We start from the raw sequence: 15,426 nt of genomic DNA, 5'->3' as shown, positions 1-15,426 counted from the left end.
TACTCCGTACCTCCTGTCTGATACGCTTCTATTTTATACATTCCCTATTAAATTCCTCGTGGAAACAGCACAGCTATTTTGATATTTGTATCAATAGCGATATCAAAACGGAATTATAATGAAAGAACATTCTAAAGATAACATTTCACTCCAGCTTAATGATTTCACTTTAGAGTATGAAAGAATTTCACACGAATTAAAATCTGCACAAATTGCCAATGATAAATTGAAGAATAGTTATTCATATAGACTTGGTAATGCTTTAATTAAATCAAAAAGCAGCCTACGTGATTTCATTCAGCTACCTAAAAAGATATTTAATATTAGAAAGGAAATGATAATTCAAAATGAAAAAATAAAATTAAAACAAATTCCCACGCAAATTCATAAAATTGGCCTTCCAATAGTCAACTTTTGCACGTTAGGGCTAAATCCGCTAATACTTGATAAAAATGTACGTTGGTATGAGTTTGAAATTGACTCACTCAAAACATTTAAAATATTGCATAGATTATTCGTCGAAAATATTGATGACATTCAAAATCACGAACAAGTAGTAATGCGGGTTGAACTATATGGGCAAAATGATAAAGTTATAACATCTAAAGAGCATAATTTATTTCACTCGAAAGCTGTAGGTTTTTATAGATATATAGATTCACGAAAGTTATATAGTGAATTCAATGTATCGAAACAAACGAAAAAGATAAGAATTGGATTCCAGTGTTGGAAAAATAAAGGTAACATCTTTATAGATGATAATGTATTCTTGTTCGATAAAACTAATTGGCTTGAAGAAAGTTCAAGTAATACACCTTATTACATTAGTAACCAGCCAGTTAAAAAATATGAACAACTTAAAATTGCTTGTATACTAGATGAATTAACATACGAATGCTTGCAACATGAAATATCAACTGTAAAATTAATGCCCCATTCATGGAAAAGTGAAATATCTCATTCTAAACCAGATTTTTTATTAGTTGAAAGTTGTTGGAAAGGAAATGACAATGCTTGGGGTACTCTGACTAAAGGTAGTGGCGGATCGAGAAAACTTGCTGATCTATTAGCTTACTGTAAAAACAATAATATACCTACTGTATTTTGGAATAAAGAAGATCCTGTTCACTATGACAAGTTTTCTGCAATTGGAGCGCTCTTTGAACATGTATTTACATCTGATATCAACATGGTCAAAAAATACAAAGAAGACTTTAATATAGATGTTGCCGTCCTACCATTTGCAGCCCAACCTAAAATTCACAACCCTAGCATCCTAAAAAATATTGAAAGAAGCAAAAAAGCAGTATTTGCAGGAAGTTATTATGTAGAAAAAACTGAAAGATGTCATGACTTTAATAATATCATGGATATACTTTCATCAGCAAATTTAGAAGTTGATATATTCGATAGATGTTTACACTTAGATGATCCGAGATTAAAGTTCCCAGAAAAATATAAAAACAACATCCGAGGCCATCTTAAGCCTGAAGAATTAACTATAGTAAACAACGGTTATTTGTTCCAAATAAATATGAACAGCGTACAACATTCTAGTACGATGTTCGCAAGACGAGTATTCGAATCTTTAGCAGCCGGAACTCCAGTAATAGGAAACTATTCAAAAGGTGTTGAGGAGTTATTTGGCGATATTGTTATCAATACTACAGATAAAAAAAATGCGCTATCAAGAATAAAACAACTTAAGGATGATGTTGATCTTTATAACGAACTTTCAAAACGAGGCGTTAGAGAGGTGATGCGACATCATACATATCGTCATAGAGTTAAATCAATTTGTGATAAAATCGGTTTGAATGTATCTTATGATAAAAAGATCCTTACAATGGTTGTTTATGCAAATAGTAAAAATGCTTACAACCATGCGTTACTTTCATTTAAAAAACAAACATTAGAAAATAAGAAACTACTTATTATCCTAGATAAGTTCGAAGGCTATACTGACTTGCTTAACCCTAAAATAAAAAATGTAGAATGTACAATGAATTTCTCTAGAGACTTTTATAGCAGTAAAGATAATTTTATAGGAAATAACTTCTATGTAGAAATAGAAAAACTTGAAAATTTAAACGACACATTCTTGGAAGACTATTATTATAGCAATTGCTGGGCAACAAAATGAATAAAAAACAACATATTTTTCTCGTATCTTGGCATTTCCCACCTTATAAATCTTCTTCAGCATTTAATCTTTTTAAGAGAATAAAAGGACTGGATAAGACTTTCGATGTCGCGCAAATTAAACGAGATGGCCCTCAAAATAATGTCTCAATGTTTGAATACTCAAATGCTATATTTAATAGATTTGAAATTGATGTTGGGGGTGAAAACTCCAGATGCGAAAGCACCAGAGATAAATACATAGATTTAACAGTTAAACTTTTTGCACAGTTAAATAAAAGAAATCACTATGAAATAATATTTTCACACTCGCATGAATTTGTTTCTCATTTAGCCGCAATGAAGCTCAAAAATGAATATCCTCATTTAAAATGGATTGCTTCTTTTGGTGATCCAATAAAATCCAACCCTTATAACAAATATTATAATTTTCCTTTAGACGATATTGATTCTCAATCTGAAGCAGAGGTTATTGCGCTTGCTGATAGAATTGTTGTGACGAATGAATATCAAAAAGATTTTATGATTCAGGCGCATGAAGCCAATCATTTTAAAGATAAATTTTCTATTTTGCATCATTGTTTTGATAGGAGGATGTATGCCTCAAGCTTCAAGAAAAATAATGTATTTACGTTCATGCATATTGGTATGCTTTATAAATTCAAGAGAACATCAGAACCATTTATTTTAGCTGCAAAACATTTATTAAAAAAACACCCAGAATATAAAGATAAATTTAAAATAGAATTCTATGGCGCAAACGATAAGTACATCAAGGATGCTGAGGTCGGTGACTTATCTGGAACTGTATCTTTTAATGGTTCGGTTTCTTATTTAGATAGTCTGAAATTAATGATGGAGGCGGATGCTTTACTATTACGGGAAGCTGATTTCGAACCTGATGGACTGCCAAATTCACCTTTTTATCCAGGAAAACTGGCTGACTACTTTGCAGCTCAAAAGCCTATGATTTCAGTAGGTATGAAAAAAGGTTTCGTTACAGATATCTTTGATAAAATCAAGATGCCGAGTTTAATAGAAAAAGACATCAAGGGAATATCACTGGCATATAAGAAAATAATTGACCGTAAAATATCCCCTGAAACAGATATTATGAATGAATTTGATGTTGAATCGAACATTGAACAAGCATCGCAAATTTTCAAATTTAACAAGAAAAAAACAATTCTTATAGCTGGCCATGATCTTAAGTTTGCCAAACATATAATTGAGTATTGTGAAAGCAACGTTGATTGCGAATTGATTTATGATTATTGGAAGGGCCATGACAAACATGATGAAGAAAAAAGTAAAATACTATTAAATCAAGCTGATATTATTTTCTGTGAATGGGGTTTAGGTAATGCTGTCTGGTATTCAAATAATAAGAAGCCTGGCCAACGATTAATTGTCAGATTACATCTGCAGGAAATTAGCACCGACTATCCTAATCATTATGACATCAATGCGATTGATGCAATTGTATGTGTATCGCCATATTGGATGGAAAAGTTCCGTTCAAAATTTCTTTTTCCAAGATCTAAAATGTGCATGATCTATAATTTAATAGACGTTAAATCCTTTGACATTGAAAAATCTGAGCAATCAAGATTTAATCTTGGTTTTATTGGCATGGTTCCTCAAAGGAAAAGATTAGATTTAGCGCTCGATGTTTTAGAATATTTATATGCAAAAGATAAAAGATTTAAACTATATGTTTTAGGTAAAAAACCTGAAGATTATCACTGGATGAATTCAAGAATAGATGAAATGGAATATTATGATAAAATCTATAAAAGAATAAAAAAAGCAGCTTGGTCTAAAAATGTAATTTTTGATGGGCACACAGATAATGTTGCTAAGTGGATGGCAAAAATAGGATGGATGCTTTCAACAAGTGATTTCGAAAGTTTTCATATGGCCCCTGCTGAAGGTATGGCCTCAGGAACGGTACCATTATTATATGAATGGCCGGGAGTAAAGACTATTTATCCTGATAATTTTGTTTTCAAAACAGCTGCGGATATAAGTAAATTCGTATCGGATAATCACGCTAGTGACTTTGAAGATGAATTGAAAGCATATGCGCAAGATAATTTTTGTTCTAAGAAAAATGCAAAGAGTATAGTGGAATTGTTTAGTTGGTAATTTCTATTATTGTTTGCCATTATAATATGGCGAACAATAATGCATCAGAATACTTATATATTAGCCTTTTACATTCATCTTTTTAAATTAGATAAAAATCAATTACCAGTCTTGATTAATTTGAATTTAATGATAGAACTTTTGGATACTTTGCATGAGTAATTTTAAGACCGTTGAAGTAAATGATATTAATGAAATTCCATCATTACAAAACGAACCAACGATTTATAAGCTCAAGATTGACAATAACTTATCTTTGTCTGGATTATTTAGCATCAAACCTAATCCAAGCAACATTTTCATTTTTTTCAATGGTGCAATCCGTGGCGAGCTTTCGTCTAAACCACATTTCATGAGATGGAGTTGGGCGTATGAGAAAGAACTATCATTTATATGTTTTGATGATCCGATTGTCTCTTGCACACGATTAACAAATATAGGTTGGTATGTTGGAACTGAACAACATGATCTACAATATTATATCAATTTAATTATATCCACCCTTATAACATCATTAAATATAACTCCTGATAAAGTCTTTTTTTATGGTTCTTCTGGTGGAGGATTTGCTTCTATCATAGCGGCTACAAGGCTAAGGGGGTCCGTTGCAATTGCATGTAACCCACAAACAAATATTTTTAACTATGATAATCATGCTGTAGATAAATTAATATCAAATTTTTTCTGCAATACAAACGTCTCGCCTGATAGTAATGTTTATTATAGATTTTCTCTTTTCCACACTATGAAAAAATATGATTACATTCCTAGTATAATATATATGCAGAACATACAAGATAAATTTCATTTAGATAACCACTTTTTACCCTTCCAAGCTTCCATACTTAAGTTATTATCATCTATTGGAGATTATCCTAATAAAATCCTTACTACCCTTTTCAATGATAATAGAGGTCACGGTGCTATTTCTGGAAAGGAGCAGTTCTTGCATGAAATCAACCAAGCAATTAATCTTGACAATAAATATTCCTTATATCCGTCAATGTTTGATATCAGTAAAACTGTATCTTTGTCAGAAAACATAACTTGGTACGAGTTACCAGATAACCATAGCAATTTCCTAGTGTCATTTGAGCTAACTAGTAATGGAAAAACAGAGGAAATAAATCCTGTTATTTTCCTGTTAGATAATCAAAACAACGATCATGACACATTAAAAAAACATGGTTTTAGTTACTCACACTCACTTAAATTCGTTTTTAAATACATTCCAACGATATCCTCAGGTAAAACTATTAAAATTAACATTGATAAATCATTAAAAGCCCGGCGCATAGGCTTTAGAAAATGGAAATGTGCAAACAAAATACAATTAAAGAATATTAAAACAGAAATTATCTATGATTAAGCATACCCCGAAACATTGGATTTGAAAAAGCTATAAATAAAATAATCGTATTCATAAAGCAAGTTTTGCATGGCCTTTATCAAATAAAATTAAGTTTCTCATTTACCCTCCTTACTTCCGTTTATGTTTTATATAAAACTCTGATAATAAGGCAAAAGCATAATAAAATAACAAACACATAAAGTAAATCATGTTGATTAGTGCAACACAGAGCCAATTAATGCGCATATTTACGACTGCTTATAACATCGATAAAATTTATTACTACTACAAACTTATCTTGAAAAAGTGGTTAACTACTTAGGTGAAATCTATGCCACTTGATGTCAATATTATAATTCCTTTCTACTTTCAACAAAGCGGGAGGGGGGACTTAGATTCGGCTAAAAAAAGGCTTGATTATTGCCTATTATCTCTGGATAACAAACCAAACATAACTATATTACTTTCAACAAATCAAATCCAATCACTAACCGGTAAATTACGTTGTCAACTAATAAATGATATGCAATCCTTACCCGTCTATTCACCGGGAGTTGCACGTAATCATGCAATAAATTTCAGTACCACTTCTTCGATTTTTCTTATGGATGCTGATTTACGGTGTCCTACTACATTAATCGAACATATAACTTTACGTAATAATAGCCTTTGTAAGGCTATCCCCAACGCCTTCGAAATGTACCCCTGTCTCTACCTAACAAAAGAAGAAACAGAGCGATTCGACGGCGATTTCCAGGGCTGTCTTGAATCTTTCCTGCGCGGCGAAAACCACCGAGTTGAAGGTATTGCCCTTGCCAGTAGCTGCCTGTTACTCAACCGCGAGTGGTTTTTGCAACTGGGCGGCTTTGATGAGCGGTTTGTTGGTCACGGCGGTGAAGATCTGGAGCTGATAGATCGGTTGTGTCAGCACTACCCTATTGGCCCGCGGCCTGCGGATTACGGTCTTAATATCAAAGCTCAGCATCCGGGGGATTATCAGGGGTTTCGGCGTTATTTCAGCTATTACGCCCTGCCCCATCTGTTCGCCGGGCGTTTCCTGGTGCACCAATGGCATCCGCGCCCGTTAACGCATCCTTACCACAAGCGCAGAGCGGGCAACGATGCGTTACTCGAGCAAATGCTGGCACAACCTGGCCCGTTGAAAGGCCCGGTAATTCCCTGTAACGATCTGAATGGGGAGCTACCAGACTTTCGGGAATGGATGATACGTCTACAGGAAGAAGCCGGTTATCCCGTCAGTGAATATCCGGGGTTACTGCGCTGGAAAGAGGGTGTAACAGTGAAGCGCCCGCTGTGGCGTAAGATGCGTAAGTTGTATTTAAATCCGAAAGCGTTTTTTAGAGATATGCTCAAATCGAAATTCTGAAAACATCTTACTCTGAGAAATTGCCTGACCTTAAAGACATAATCCGGCTAGCTCCTTCGCTCAGAATACAAAGATAAATGCCTGAATGGGCAAACTACTGGGTCGTTTTACTATCCTGATGCCCCATATGTTGCTTGCCGCCACAGCGTAAAGCTAAAATCAGTTCCGATTCCTGTTCCATCAAAATAAAAGACAATCGCTTATGAAAATCTTAGTTACCGGTGGAGCCGGTTTTATCGGTTCTGCTGTTGTTCGCCACATCATCCGTAATACTCAGGATGCGGTGATCAACCTTGATAAGCTTACCTACGCGGGCAACCTGGAGTCGCTGGCCGAGGTCGCCGCAAGCGACCGTTACGCCTTTGAGCAGGTGGATATCTGCAATCGTGCCGAGCTGGATCGGGTCTTTGCCACCCATCAGCCGGATGCCGTAATGCATCTGGCCGCCGAGAGCCATGTGGATCGCTCCATTACCGGCCCGGCCGATTTTATCGAAACCAATATCGTTGGCACCTACACGCTGCTGGAAGCGGCTCGCGCTTACTGGAGCGAGCTGGATGAATCCCGCAAGCAGGCGTTCCGCTTCCACCACATCTCCACCGACGAAGTGTATGGCGACCTGCCGCACCCGGACGAAGTGAGTGCAGGCACCGAACTGCCGCTCTTTACCGAGACCACCCCGTACGCGCCAAGCAGCCCGTACTCGGCGTCGAAAGCCTCCAGCGATCACCTGGTGCGCGCGTGGCGCCGTACCTATGGCCTGCCGACTATCGTCACCAACTGCTCCAACAACTACGGCCCGTATCACTTCCCTGAGAAGCTGATCCCGCTGGTGATCCTCAACGCGCTGGATGGCAAAGCGCTGCCCATCTACGGCAAAGGCGATCAGATCCGCGACTGGCTGTACGTGGAAGACCACGCCCGTGCCCTGTACACCGTGGTCACTACTGGCGTGGTGGGCGAGACCTACAATATCGGCGGCCATAACGAGAAGCAGAACCTGGACGTGGTTCACACCATCTGCGACCTGCTCGACGAAATCGTGCCCAAAGCCGGTTCCTACCGCGACCAGATCACCTACGTAACCGATCGTCCGGGCCACGATCGCCGCTACGCCATCGATGCCAGCAAAATGAGCCACGAGCTGAACTGGCAGCCGCAGGAGACCTTCGAGTCCGGCATCCGCAAAACCGTGCAGTGGTATCTGGATAACCAGCAGTGGGTGAACAACGTGAAAAGCGGCAGTTATCAGGACTGGATCACGAAGAACTATCAGGAGCGTAACTGATGCATATTCTGCTGTTCGGAAAAAATGGCCAGGTGGGCTGGGAACTGCAGCGCGCGCTGCTGCCTCTGGGCCGTATTACCGCGGTGGATTTTGACTCCACCGACTACTGCGGCGACTTCAGCAACCCGGAAGGCGTGGCCGAGACCGTGCGTCAGCTGAAGCCAGACGTCATCGTCAACGCCGCCGCTCATACCGCGGTGGATAAAGCCGAGAGCGAGCGCGACTTTGCCGAGCTGCTCAATGCCACAAGCGTTGCCGCCATCGCCAGAGAAGCCGAGGCACTGGGCGCCTGGCTGGTGCACTACTCCACCGATTACGTCTTCGACGGCAGCGGTGAAAAACCGTGGCTGGAAACAGACCAGACCGCGCCGCTGAACGTTTACGGCGAAACCAAGCTGGCGGGTGAGCAGGCGGCTGTGCTCTGCTCCCGTCACCTGGTGTTCCGCACCAGCTGGGTCTACGCCGCGCGTGGTGCCAACTTTGCCAAAACCATGCTGCGCTTCGGTAAAGAGCGCAGCGAGATGTCGGTGATCAACGATCAGTTTGGTGCCCCGACCGGTGCAGAGCTGCTGGCCGACTGCACGGCGCATGCCATCCGTATTGCCCAGGATAAACCGGACGTCGCCGGCCTGTATCACCTGATCGCTTCCGGCACCACCACCTGGTTCGAGTATGCCCAGCGGGTGTTCGCTACCGCACGCGCGGCAGGCGTTGAGCTGGCGGTCACTCAGGTAAATGCAGTGCCGACCAGCGCGTTCCCGACGCCGGCTAAGCGTCCGCATAACTCGCGTCTCGATACCAGCAAATTCCAGCGCACCTTCGGGATGACGCTGCCGGAATGGACCATCGGCGTCGATCGCATGCTGGCCGAAATTCTCGGAAAGTAAGCATACTAAGGTATGCTATGGCAGCCTTGAGTAATCGACATGGATTTTCGTCAGGGTGTGGCTTCGGCCTCCCTTTCCAACCGATCAAACAGAAGCAGTGAAGGATTATGAGCAAGCGTAAAGGTATTATTCTGGCCGGTGGGTCAGGGACTCGTCTTTATCCGGTCACCATGGCGGTGAGCAAACAGCTGCTGCCAATCTATGACAAACCGATGATCTACTACCCGCTCAGCACCCTGATGCTGGCCGGTATCCGCGACATTCTGATCATCAGCACCCCGCAGGATACCCCGCGCTTTGAGCAGTTGCTGGGCGACGGCAGCCAGTGGGGCCTGAACCTGCAGTACAAAGTGCAGCCAAGCCCGGACGGTCTGGCGCAGGCCTTTATCCTCGGCGAGGAGTTTATCGGCGACGACGACTGTGCGCTGGTGCTGGGTGATAACATCTTCTACGGTCATGACCTGCAAAAACAGCTGGAAGCCGCTGCGTCTAAACCGGCTGGCGCCACCGTCTTTGCCTATCACGTCCACGATCCTGAGCGTTACGGCGTGGTGGAATTCGACCGTGAAGGCACCGCCATCTCGCTCGAAGAGAAACCGCTGGAGCCGAAGAGCAACTATGCTGTAACCGGGCTCTACTTCTACGACAACCGCGTGGTTGAGATTGCCAAAAGCCTGAAACCGTCCCCGCGCGGCGAGCTGGAAATCACCGACGTGAACCGCATCTATCTTGAGCAAGGGGATCTGTCGGTCGCCATGATGGGCCGCGGTTATGCCTGGCTTGACACAGGCACCCATGAGAGCCTGATTGAGGCCAGCAACTTCATCCAGACCATCGAAACCCGTCAGGGGCTGAAGGTGGCCTGTCCTGAAGAGATTGCTTACCGTCTCAAGTTTATCGATGCCGATCAGGTGCGCAAATTAGCTGCGCCGCTGGCGAAGAACGCGTACGGGCAATACCTGCTGAAAATGCTCAAGTAGTCATTATTAACACCTGGGGCGTCACGCCCCATTTATGAATCAGGCCGTAACCATGAACGTAATTCAGACCGCAATCCCCGACGTCTTTATCTTTGAGCCAAAAGTGTTTGGCGATGACCGTGGCTTCTTCTTCGAAAGCTTTAACCACCAGCAGTTCGAAGCCGCCATTGGCCGCAGCGTAAACTTCGTGCAGGACAACCACTCCAAATCCTCAAAAGGGGTTCTGCGTGGCCTGCACTACCAGCTGGCACCGCATGCGCAGGGCAAACTGGTGCGTTGCGTGGCGGGTGAAGTGTTTGACGTGGCGGTGGATATCCGTAAAAGCTCCCCAACCTTCGGTCAGTGGGTGGGCGTGCACCTCTCTGGCGAGAACAAGCGCCAGCTGTGGATCCCGGAAGGCTTCGCCCACGGCTTTATGACCCTGAGCGACACTGCCGAGTTCCTGTATAAAACCACCAACTACTACGCGCCGGACAGCGACCGTGGCATCCGCTGGAACGATGAGACCATTGGCATCACATGGCCAGAAATCGACAGCGAGATCCTCACTTCCGCCAAAGACAGCGTTGCCAAATCCTTCCCTGACGCAGAGTACTTCTGAGTCCCACGCCCCGCAGTGACGCGGGGCGTTTTCTGATGCACAGAGCACAAATGAAATTCTATACAGGTTCTGCCGGGATCCTGGCCCGAAAAGCGCAGCTCGAGCCGATGCTGGGCCGTCCGTTACACGCCTTCAAAGCCCGCATGCCGCTGGCGCAGGACGATGTCCTGGTTGGCTGGGGCCAGAAAGCCAATACCCGCCAGATCAAACAAAAAGCTCACGATCTCGGGCTGCCGTACTGGCAGCTGGAAGATGGCTTTATCGGCTATATTGGCCATCCCGCCAGGGGAGGCAAGGCCGTCTCCCTGATCGCCGACCCGGTGGGCATTTACTACGATGCCCGCCAGCCCAGCCGCCTTGAGCAGTTGATCGCCACCCCCTGCGATGACACCCTGCTGGCGCGTGCCGAAGCACTTACAACTGACCTGCTGCGTCTCGGCATCACCAAGTACAACTGCTATGCCGCAGGCAGCGGCCTGCCCGACGCGCTGGCGGCACGCCTGCACAACGACGCGCGTCCTAAAGTGTTGCTGATTGACCAGGTGGCGGGGGATCTCTCCATCCCAGGTGCGCTGGCAAGCGAAGACGATTTTGTTGAGATGGTGGCGACGGCACGGCGTAACCATCCAGATGCCCGCCTGCTGCTGCGCACCCACCCGGATACCCGGCTGGGTAAAAAGAGCGGCGTGCTGGCGCGTCTGGCGCTGGATGACGTGGAAGTGGTGGCCGAGCACTGCCATCCCCACGCCCTGCTGAACGCGGTAGAGGCGGTTTATACCGTCTCCTCTCAGATGGGGTTTGAAGCCCTGCTGCTGGGCAAAGCGGTCTATTGCTTCGGTATGCCGTTTTACGCGGGCTGGGGGCTGACCCACGACAGCAAAACCTGTGCGCGCCGTCAGGGGCCTGTCACCCTGCCCCAGCTGGTGGCGGCAGCGCTGATCCGCTACCCGCGCTATCTGGACCCGGTTCTTGGTCAGCGCTGCGAAGTGGAACAGGTGCTTGATATCATTGCTGCCCAGCAGAGCCCTGCGCCACAGTATCGCCGCCTCTATATGGTGGGCTTCTCGCTGTGGAAGCGCGCCTTTATGCGCGCCTTCTGCCAGCCGCTGGCGGAGGAGCTGCGCTTTGTGCGCGCGCTGCCCGGAAAACTGGATGCAGACGAGCAGGTGCTGGTGTGGGGTAGCCGTCATCCTGAACTCAAAAGCGCAATCCGGGTGGAAGACGGCTTTATCCGCTCCCGGGGGCTGGGCTCGAACCTGTGCCGCCCTTCATCGCTCTCCATCGACCCGGTGGGGATTTACTTCGACAGCCGCCGTCCGAGCGGGCTGGAACAGTTGCTTAACCAGCACGAACTTACCGACCAGCAGCTGGCTCGGGGCGAAACCCTGATGGCGCTGCTCCGCCAGCACGGGGTGAGCAAATACAACGTCGGCACCGTGCAGCCCTTCACCCCGCCCGCCGATGGACGTTCGCTGGTGCTGGTGGTGGGCCAGGTGGATGGCGATGCGTCGATCCTCACCGGCAGCCCGGTCATTCGCAGCAACGAAGCGCTGCTGTGGGCGGTCCGCGCCGCCCGGCCAGAAGCGCATATCCTGTTTAAACCGCACCCGGACGTAGTGGCGGGCAACCGGGCCGGGGCCATCTCAGCTGCATGCCTGGCAAGCTGCGTCGACAGCCAGGTGCTGGATCTCGGCCTCACCAGCCTCTATCCCCATGTGGATGAGCTGCACACCATGACGTCGCTCAGCGGCTTCGAAGCGCTGGTGCAGGGGGTGAAGGTCACCACCTGGGGCCAGCCGTTCTACAGCGGCTGGGGGCTGACTGAAGACATGCATCCTGCCCCGCGCCGCCAGCGTACCCTGACGCTGGCGGCGCTGGTCTACCTGACACTGGTCGCCTATCCGCGCTATATCGACTGGCAGAGCGGGCTGTGGATGAGCCCGGAGCAGCTAATCCGCCAGCTGGCCGTGCAGGGCAACTCCTCATCGCAAAAAGCCAGCCGCTGGCAGCGCTGGCAACTCAAGCTGAGCTATCTCGCGCAGACGCTTCGCTAGCAAACTATTTATCCCAATTAACTAAAGAAAAGCGGTCATCAAGCCGTTAACACACCTGCCTCATCAACGGAACGGACTGGGAAAAGAAATGGAAGAGCAAGCTATCCGCCATTTATTAAATGGCCGCCGTTATCTGTTACTACAAGGACCAATGGGCCCCTGCTTTGCACGACTGGCGACCTGGCTGCAGCACAGTCACCGTGAAGTAAAGCAGGTCTGCTTTAACGCCGGAGACGCCTGGTATGCAGCGAAAGAAAACTCGCTGCACTACACCGGCCCGGTGAAAAACTTTGCCTTCTGGCTGCGCGATCTGCATAAAGAGTACGCCTTCGACACCATCGTCTGTTTCGGGGATTGCCGCCCGATGCATATCGAAGCGAAGAAGTGGGCGCGCAGTAAATCTATCGACTTTCTCGCGTTTGAAGAGGGGTATTTCCGTCCGTTCTACATCACTCTGGAAAAAGGCGGCGTAAACGCCTTCTCCTCGATGCCCATCGACGCGAAATATTACCGCGAACAGCCGCTGCCGGAGCTGAAAACCCCAACGCCGTGGAAGCCCAGCGCCTTTAACCGTGCCGCCCACGCCATGCTCTACTACGCCGCGGGCTGGTTTGGCCGTCATCGCTACCGCGGCTACCGCCACCACAAGTCGTTCTCCCCGTGGTATGAGATGCGCTGCTGGTTCCGCGCCGGCCGCCGTAAGCTGTGGTATCGCTGGAAGCAGCGCCACATGCTGAGCCATATCACTGAAACCCTGGACAACGCGTACTACCTGGCGATTTTGCAGGTCTACAACGACAGCCAGATCATTCACCACAGCCCGTATAAAGACGTGCGTGACTATATCGAAACCGTGATCCGCTCTTTTGCCCGCCACGCGCCGAAAGAACACCATCTGGTGTTCAAGCATCACCCGATGGATCGTGGTCACCGGTTTTATGGCGTGCTGATTAATACGCTGTGCAAAAAATACGCTATCAGCGGCCGGGTGATCTATATCCACGATCTCCCCCTGCCCGCCCTGCTGACCCACACCCGGGGGGTGATCACGGTTAACAGCACTGCAGGGCTGTCGGCGCTGATCCACAACAAGCCGCTCAAGGTGATGGGTAAAGCGCTGTATGACATCGACGGCTTAACCTGGCAGGGGCCGTTAAACCAGTTCTGGCAAGCTAATTTCGCCCCCGACAAACAGCTGTTCCAGCGTTTTCGTACCCACCTGCTCTACCAGACCCAGATCAACGCCGTGTTTTACGGTAAGTCCGACTGGCTCAACGTCCCGACCGCACTCCCTCTGCCGGATGCCCTTACCGATTCCGAACCCGAACGTTAGATCGTTCAGCGCCGGGGAAATTGCCCCGGCGGCTCCGTTATGCCCCTCGCTTTTATCCCCTCATTGTAAAAATCACTAATGTTTCTCCCTGCCCTTGCCGTTATAACCTAAGACAAATTTTTATGCTGACCCCTGCACTGACATATTTTGTCAGCCCGCACCGGCATAATTCACAGCGATGTTTTAAATAACGGGAAAGCATATATGACAATTCCGACCAGGAGTCGCTCGGCTGAAAGGTTGGTGGATATTCTGCTGGAGCTTCATTTACACGGCGTGGTTAACCGCCAGGCATTGATGCATAAATTTAATATCACTGAACGCACCGTCTATCGCGATCTGAATGCACTCTCGCCGATTGTGGAGCATACCGGAGAAGGGCAGTACCGGCTTATTCATGCCCCGCAGGGCCACGCCGGACCAGGCCTACACCATGTCATTGCTAACTTTCTGAATGTGGATGACTTTTTCCCTGACAAAGGGCGTGAATTCTGGGAAAAACTGGAGTCCCGCGCGGAGGATAACCATATTATGATCCTCGGTAACGATGCCGAGCGAAAAGAAAAATGGGATATTCATGCCCAGCTTGCGGCCTTTGAAAAGGCGATACAACACCAGCAGGTTTGCCAGATCCTGTATAAAGGAAAGTCGCGACAGGTTAATCCATATAAAGTAATTAACAAAAAGAACATATGGTATTTACAAGCCACCGAAGACGGCCGATTGAAATCGTTTTCTTTAAGTCTGATCCAGTGGCTGGATATTCGCAGTGAAACTTTCACGCCGGATAATGATACCCTCGAATTACTGGAAAAAAATCCCGATCCCTGGGTCAGCGAAGAGACATTCGAAGTGAATGTGTTTATTCCCGGCACCATTGCGCACTATTTTAAACGTCGCGATCTACTGCCCGGCCAGGAAATTCTGGCGGAAGACAAACAGGGTCTTACCCTGCGCTGCCATGCCGCACATGAAAACCAGATCCTGCCGCTGCTCTTCTACTGGCTGCCCAACATTCAGGTACTGGAACCGGCCTGGCTGAAGCAGAAGTTCGTTGCCACCCTGGAAAATTATCTGACTGACGTGGCGTGATACGCGCCTGACATCGTGATCCTCCTCACACAATGACCTCCTCTGACGGCGAGCCTGAACCACTCGCCCTCGCAGTTGACCGCTCATCCCGCCATATAACCACTCGCAGATTTACCTTCCTTTACACGCGCGAGGCTCTGGCAAGATCGCCGCAGCATCAATC

General features: G+C 46.6%; 11 protein-coding genes. All 11 read left to right on the top strand.

The window, feature by feature from the left end; translation table 11 throughout:
* Positions 1–118 precede the first annotated feature (118 nt).
* The 11 genes from MXM41_RS12600 (at position 119) to MXM41_RS12550 (ending at position 15,263) form a co-directional block, all read left to right on the top strand.
* On the top strand, positions 119–2,143 hold the full coding sequence (locus MXM41_RS12600; protein WP_325932303.1) for a CgeB family protein: 2,025 nt from the start codon (positions 119–121) through the stop codon (positions 2,141–2,143).
* On the top strand, positions 2,140–4,290 hold the full coding sequence (locus MXM41_RS12595; RefSeq protein WP_325932302.1) for a glycosyltransferase: 2,151 nt from the start codon (positions 2,140–2,142) through the stop codon (positions 4,288–4,290). The genes MXM41_RS12600 and MXM41_RS12595 overlap by 4 nt, the downstream gene beginning before the upstream one ends.
* Before the next feature lie 154 nt (positions 4,291–4,444).
* Positions 4,445–5,659: a hypothetical protein gene (locus tag MXM41_RS12590; protein WP_325932300.1), complete on the top strand. Its 1,215-nt coding sequence runs from the start codon at positions 4,445–4,447 to the stop codon at positions 5,657–5,659.
* A 313-nt stretch (positions 5,660–5,972) separates the two neighbouring features.
* Positions 5,973–7,028, top strand: coding sequence for a galactosyltransferase-related protein (locus tag MXM41_RS12585; RefSeq protein ID WP_325932299.1), 1,056 nt, complete (start codon positions 5,973–5,975; stop codon positions 7,026–7,028).
* A gap of 202 nt (positions 7,029–7,230) precedes the next feature.
* A complete protein-coding gene (gene rfbB, locus MXM41_RS12580; RefSeq protein WP_325932297.1) occupies positions 7,231–8,316 on the top strand; it encodes a dTDP-glucose 4,6-dehydratase in 1,086 nt (361 codons plus the stop codon).
* Positions 8,316–9,203, top strand: coding sequence for a dTDP-4-dehydrorhamnose reductase (gene rfbD / locus MXM41_RS12575; protein WP_325932295.1), 888 nt, complete (start codon positions 8,316–8,318; stop codon positions 9,201–9,203). Before rfbB ends, rfbD begins: the two co-directional genes overlap by 1 nt.
* A 107-nt stretch (positions 9,204–9,310) precedes the next feature.
* A complete protein-coding gene (gene rfbA, locus MXM41_RS12570; protein ID WP_325932293.1) occupies positions 9,311–10,183 on the top strand; it encodes a glucose-1-phosphate thymidylyltransferase RfbA in 873 nt (290 codons plus the stop codon).
* A 52-nt stretch (positions 10,184–10,235) separates the two neighbouring features.
* Entirely contained in the window at positions 10,236–10,784 is a 549-nt protein-coding gene (gene rfbC / locus MXM41_RS12565) for a dTDP-4-dehydrorhamnose 3,5-epimerase (protein WP_325932292.1), read from the top strand.
* A 50-nt stretch (positions 10,785–10,834) separates the two neighbouring features.
* On the top strand, positions 10,835–12,838 hold the full coding sequence (locus MXM41_RS12560; protein WP_325932291.1) for a capsular polysaccharide biosynthesis protein: 2,004 nt from the start codon (positions 10,835–10,837) through the stop codon (positions 12,836–12,838).
* Positions 12,839–12,926: 88 nt separating this feature from the next.
* Entirely contained in the window at positions 12,927–14,171 is a 1,245-nt protein-coding gene (locus tag MXM41_RS12555; protein WP_325932289.1) for a capsular biosynthesis protein, read from the top strand.
* Between the two features lie 204 nt (positions 14,172–14,375).
* Positions 14,376–15,263 (top strand): helix-turn-helix transcriptional regulator, encoded by an 888-nt coding sequence (locus tag MXM41_RS12550; RefSeq protein WP_325932287.1) that lies wholly within the window; start codon positions 14,376–14,378, stop codon positions 15,261–15,263.
* The last annotated feature ends 163 nt before the right edge of the window (positions 15,264–15,426 follow it).

Origin of the sequence: Leclercia adecarboxylata, from assembly GCF_035787115.1 — a bacterium.
GTDB classification, from domain to species: Bacteria; Pseudomonadota; Gammaproteobacteria; order Enterobacterales; family Enterobacteriaceae; genus Enterobacter; species Enterobacter adecarboxylatus_E.
Note: the sequence above shows the minus strand (reverse complement) of the source record. Positions and strands in the feature narration are given on the sequence as shown.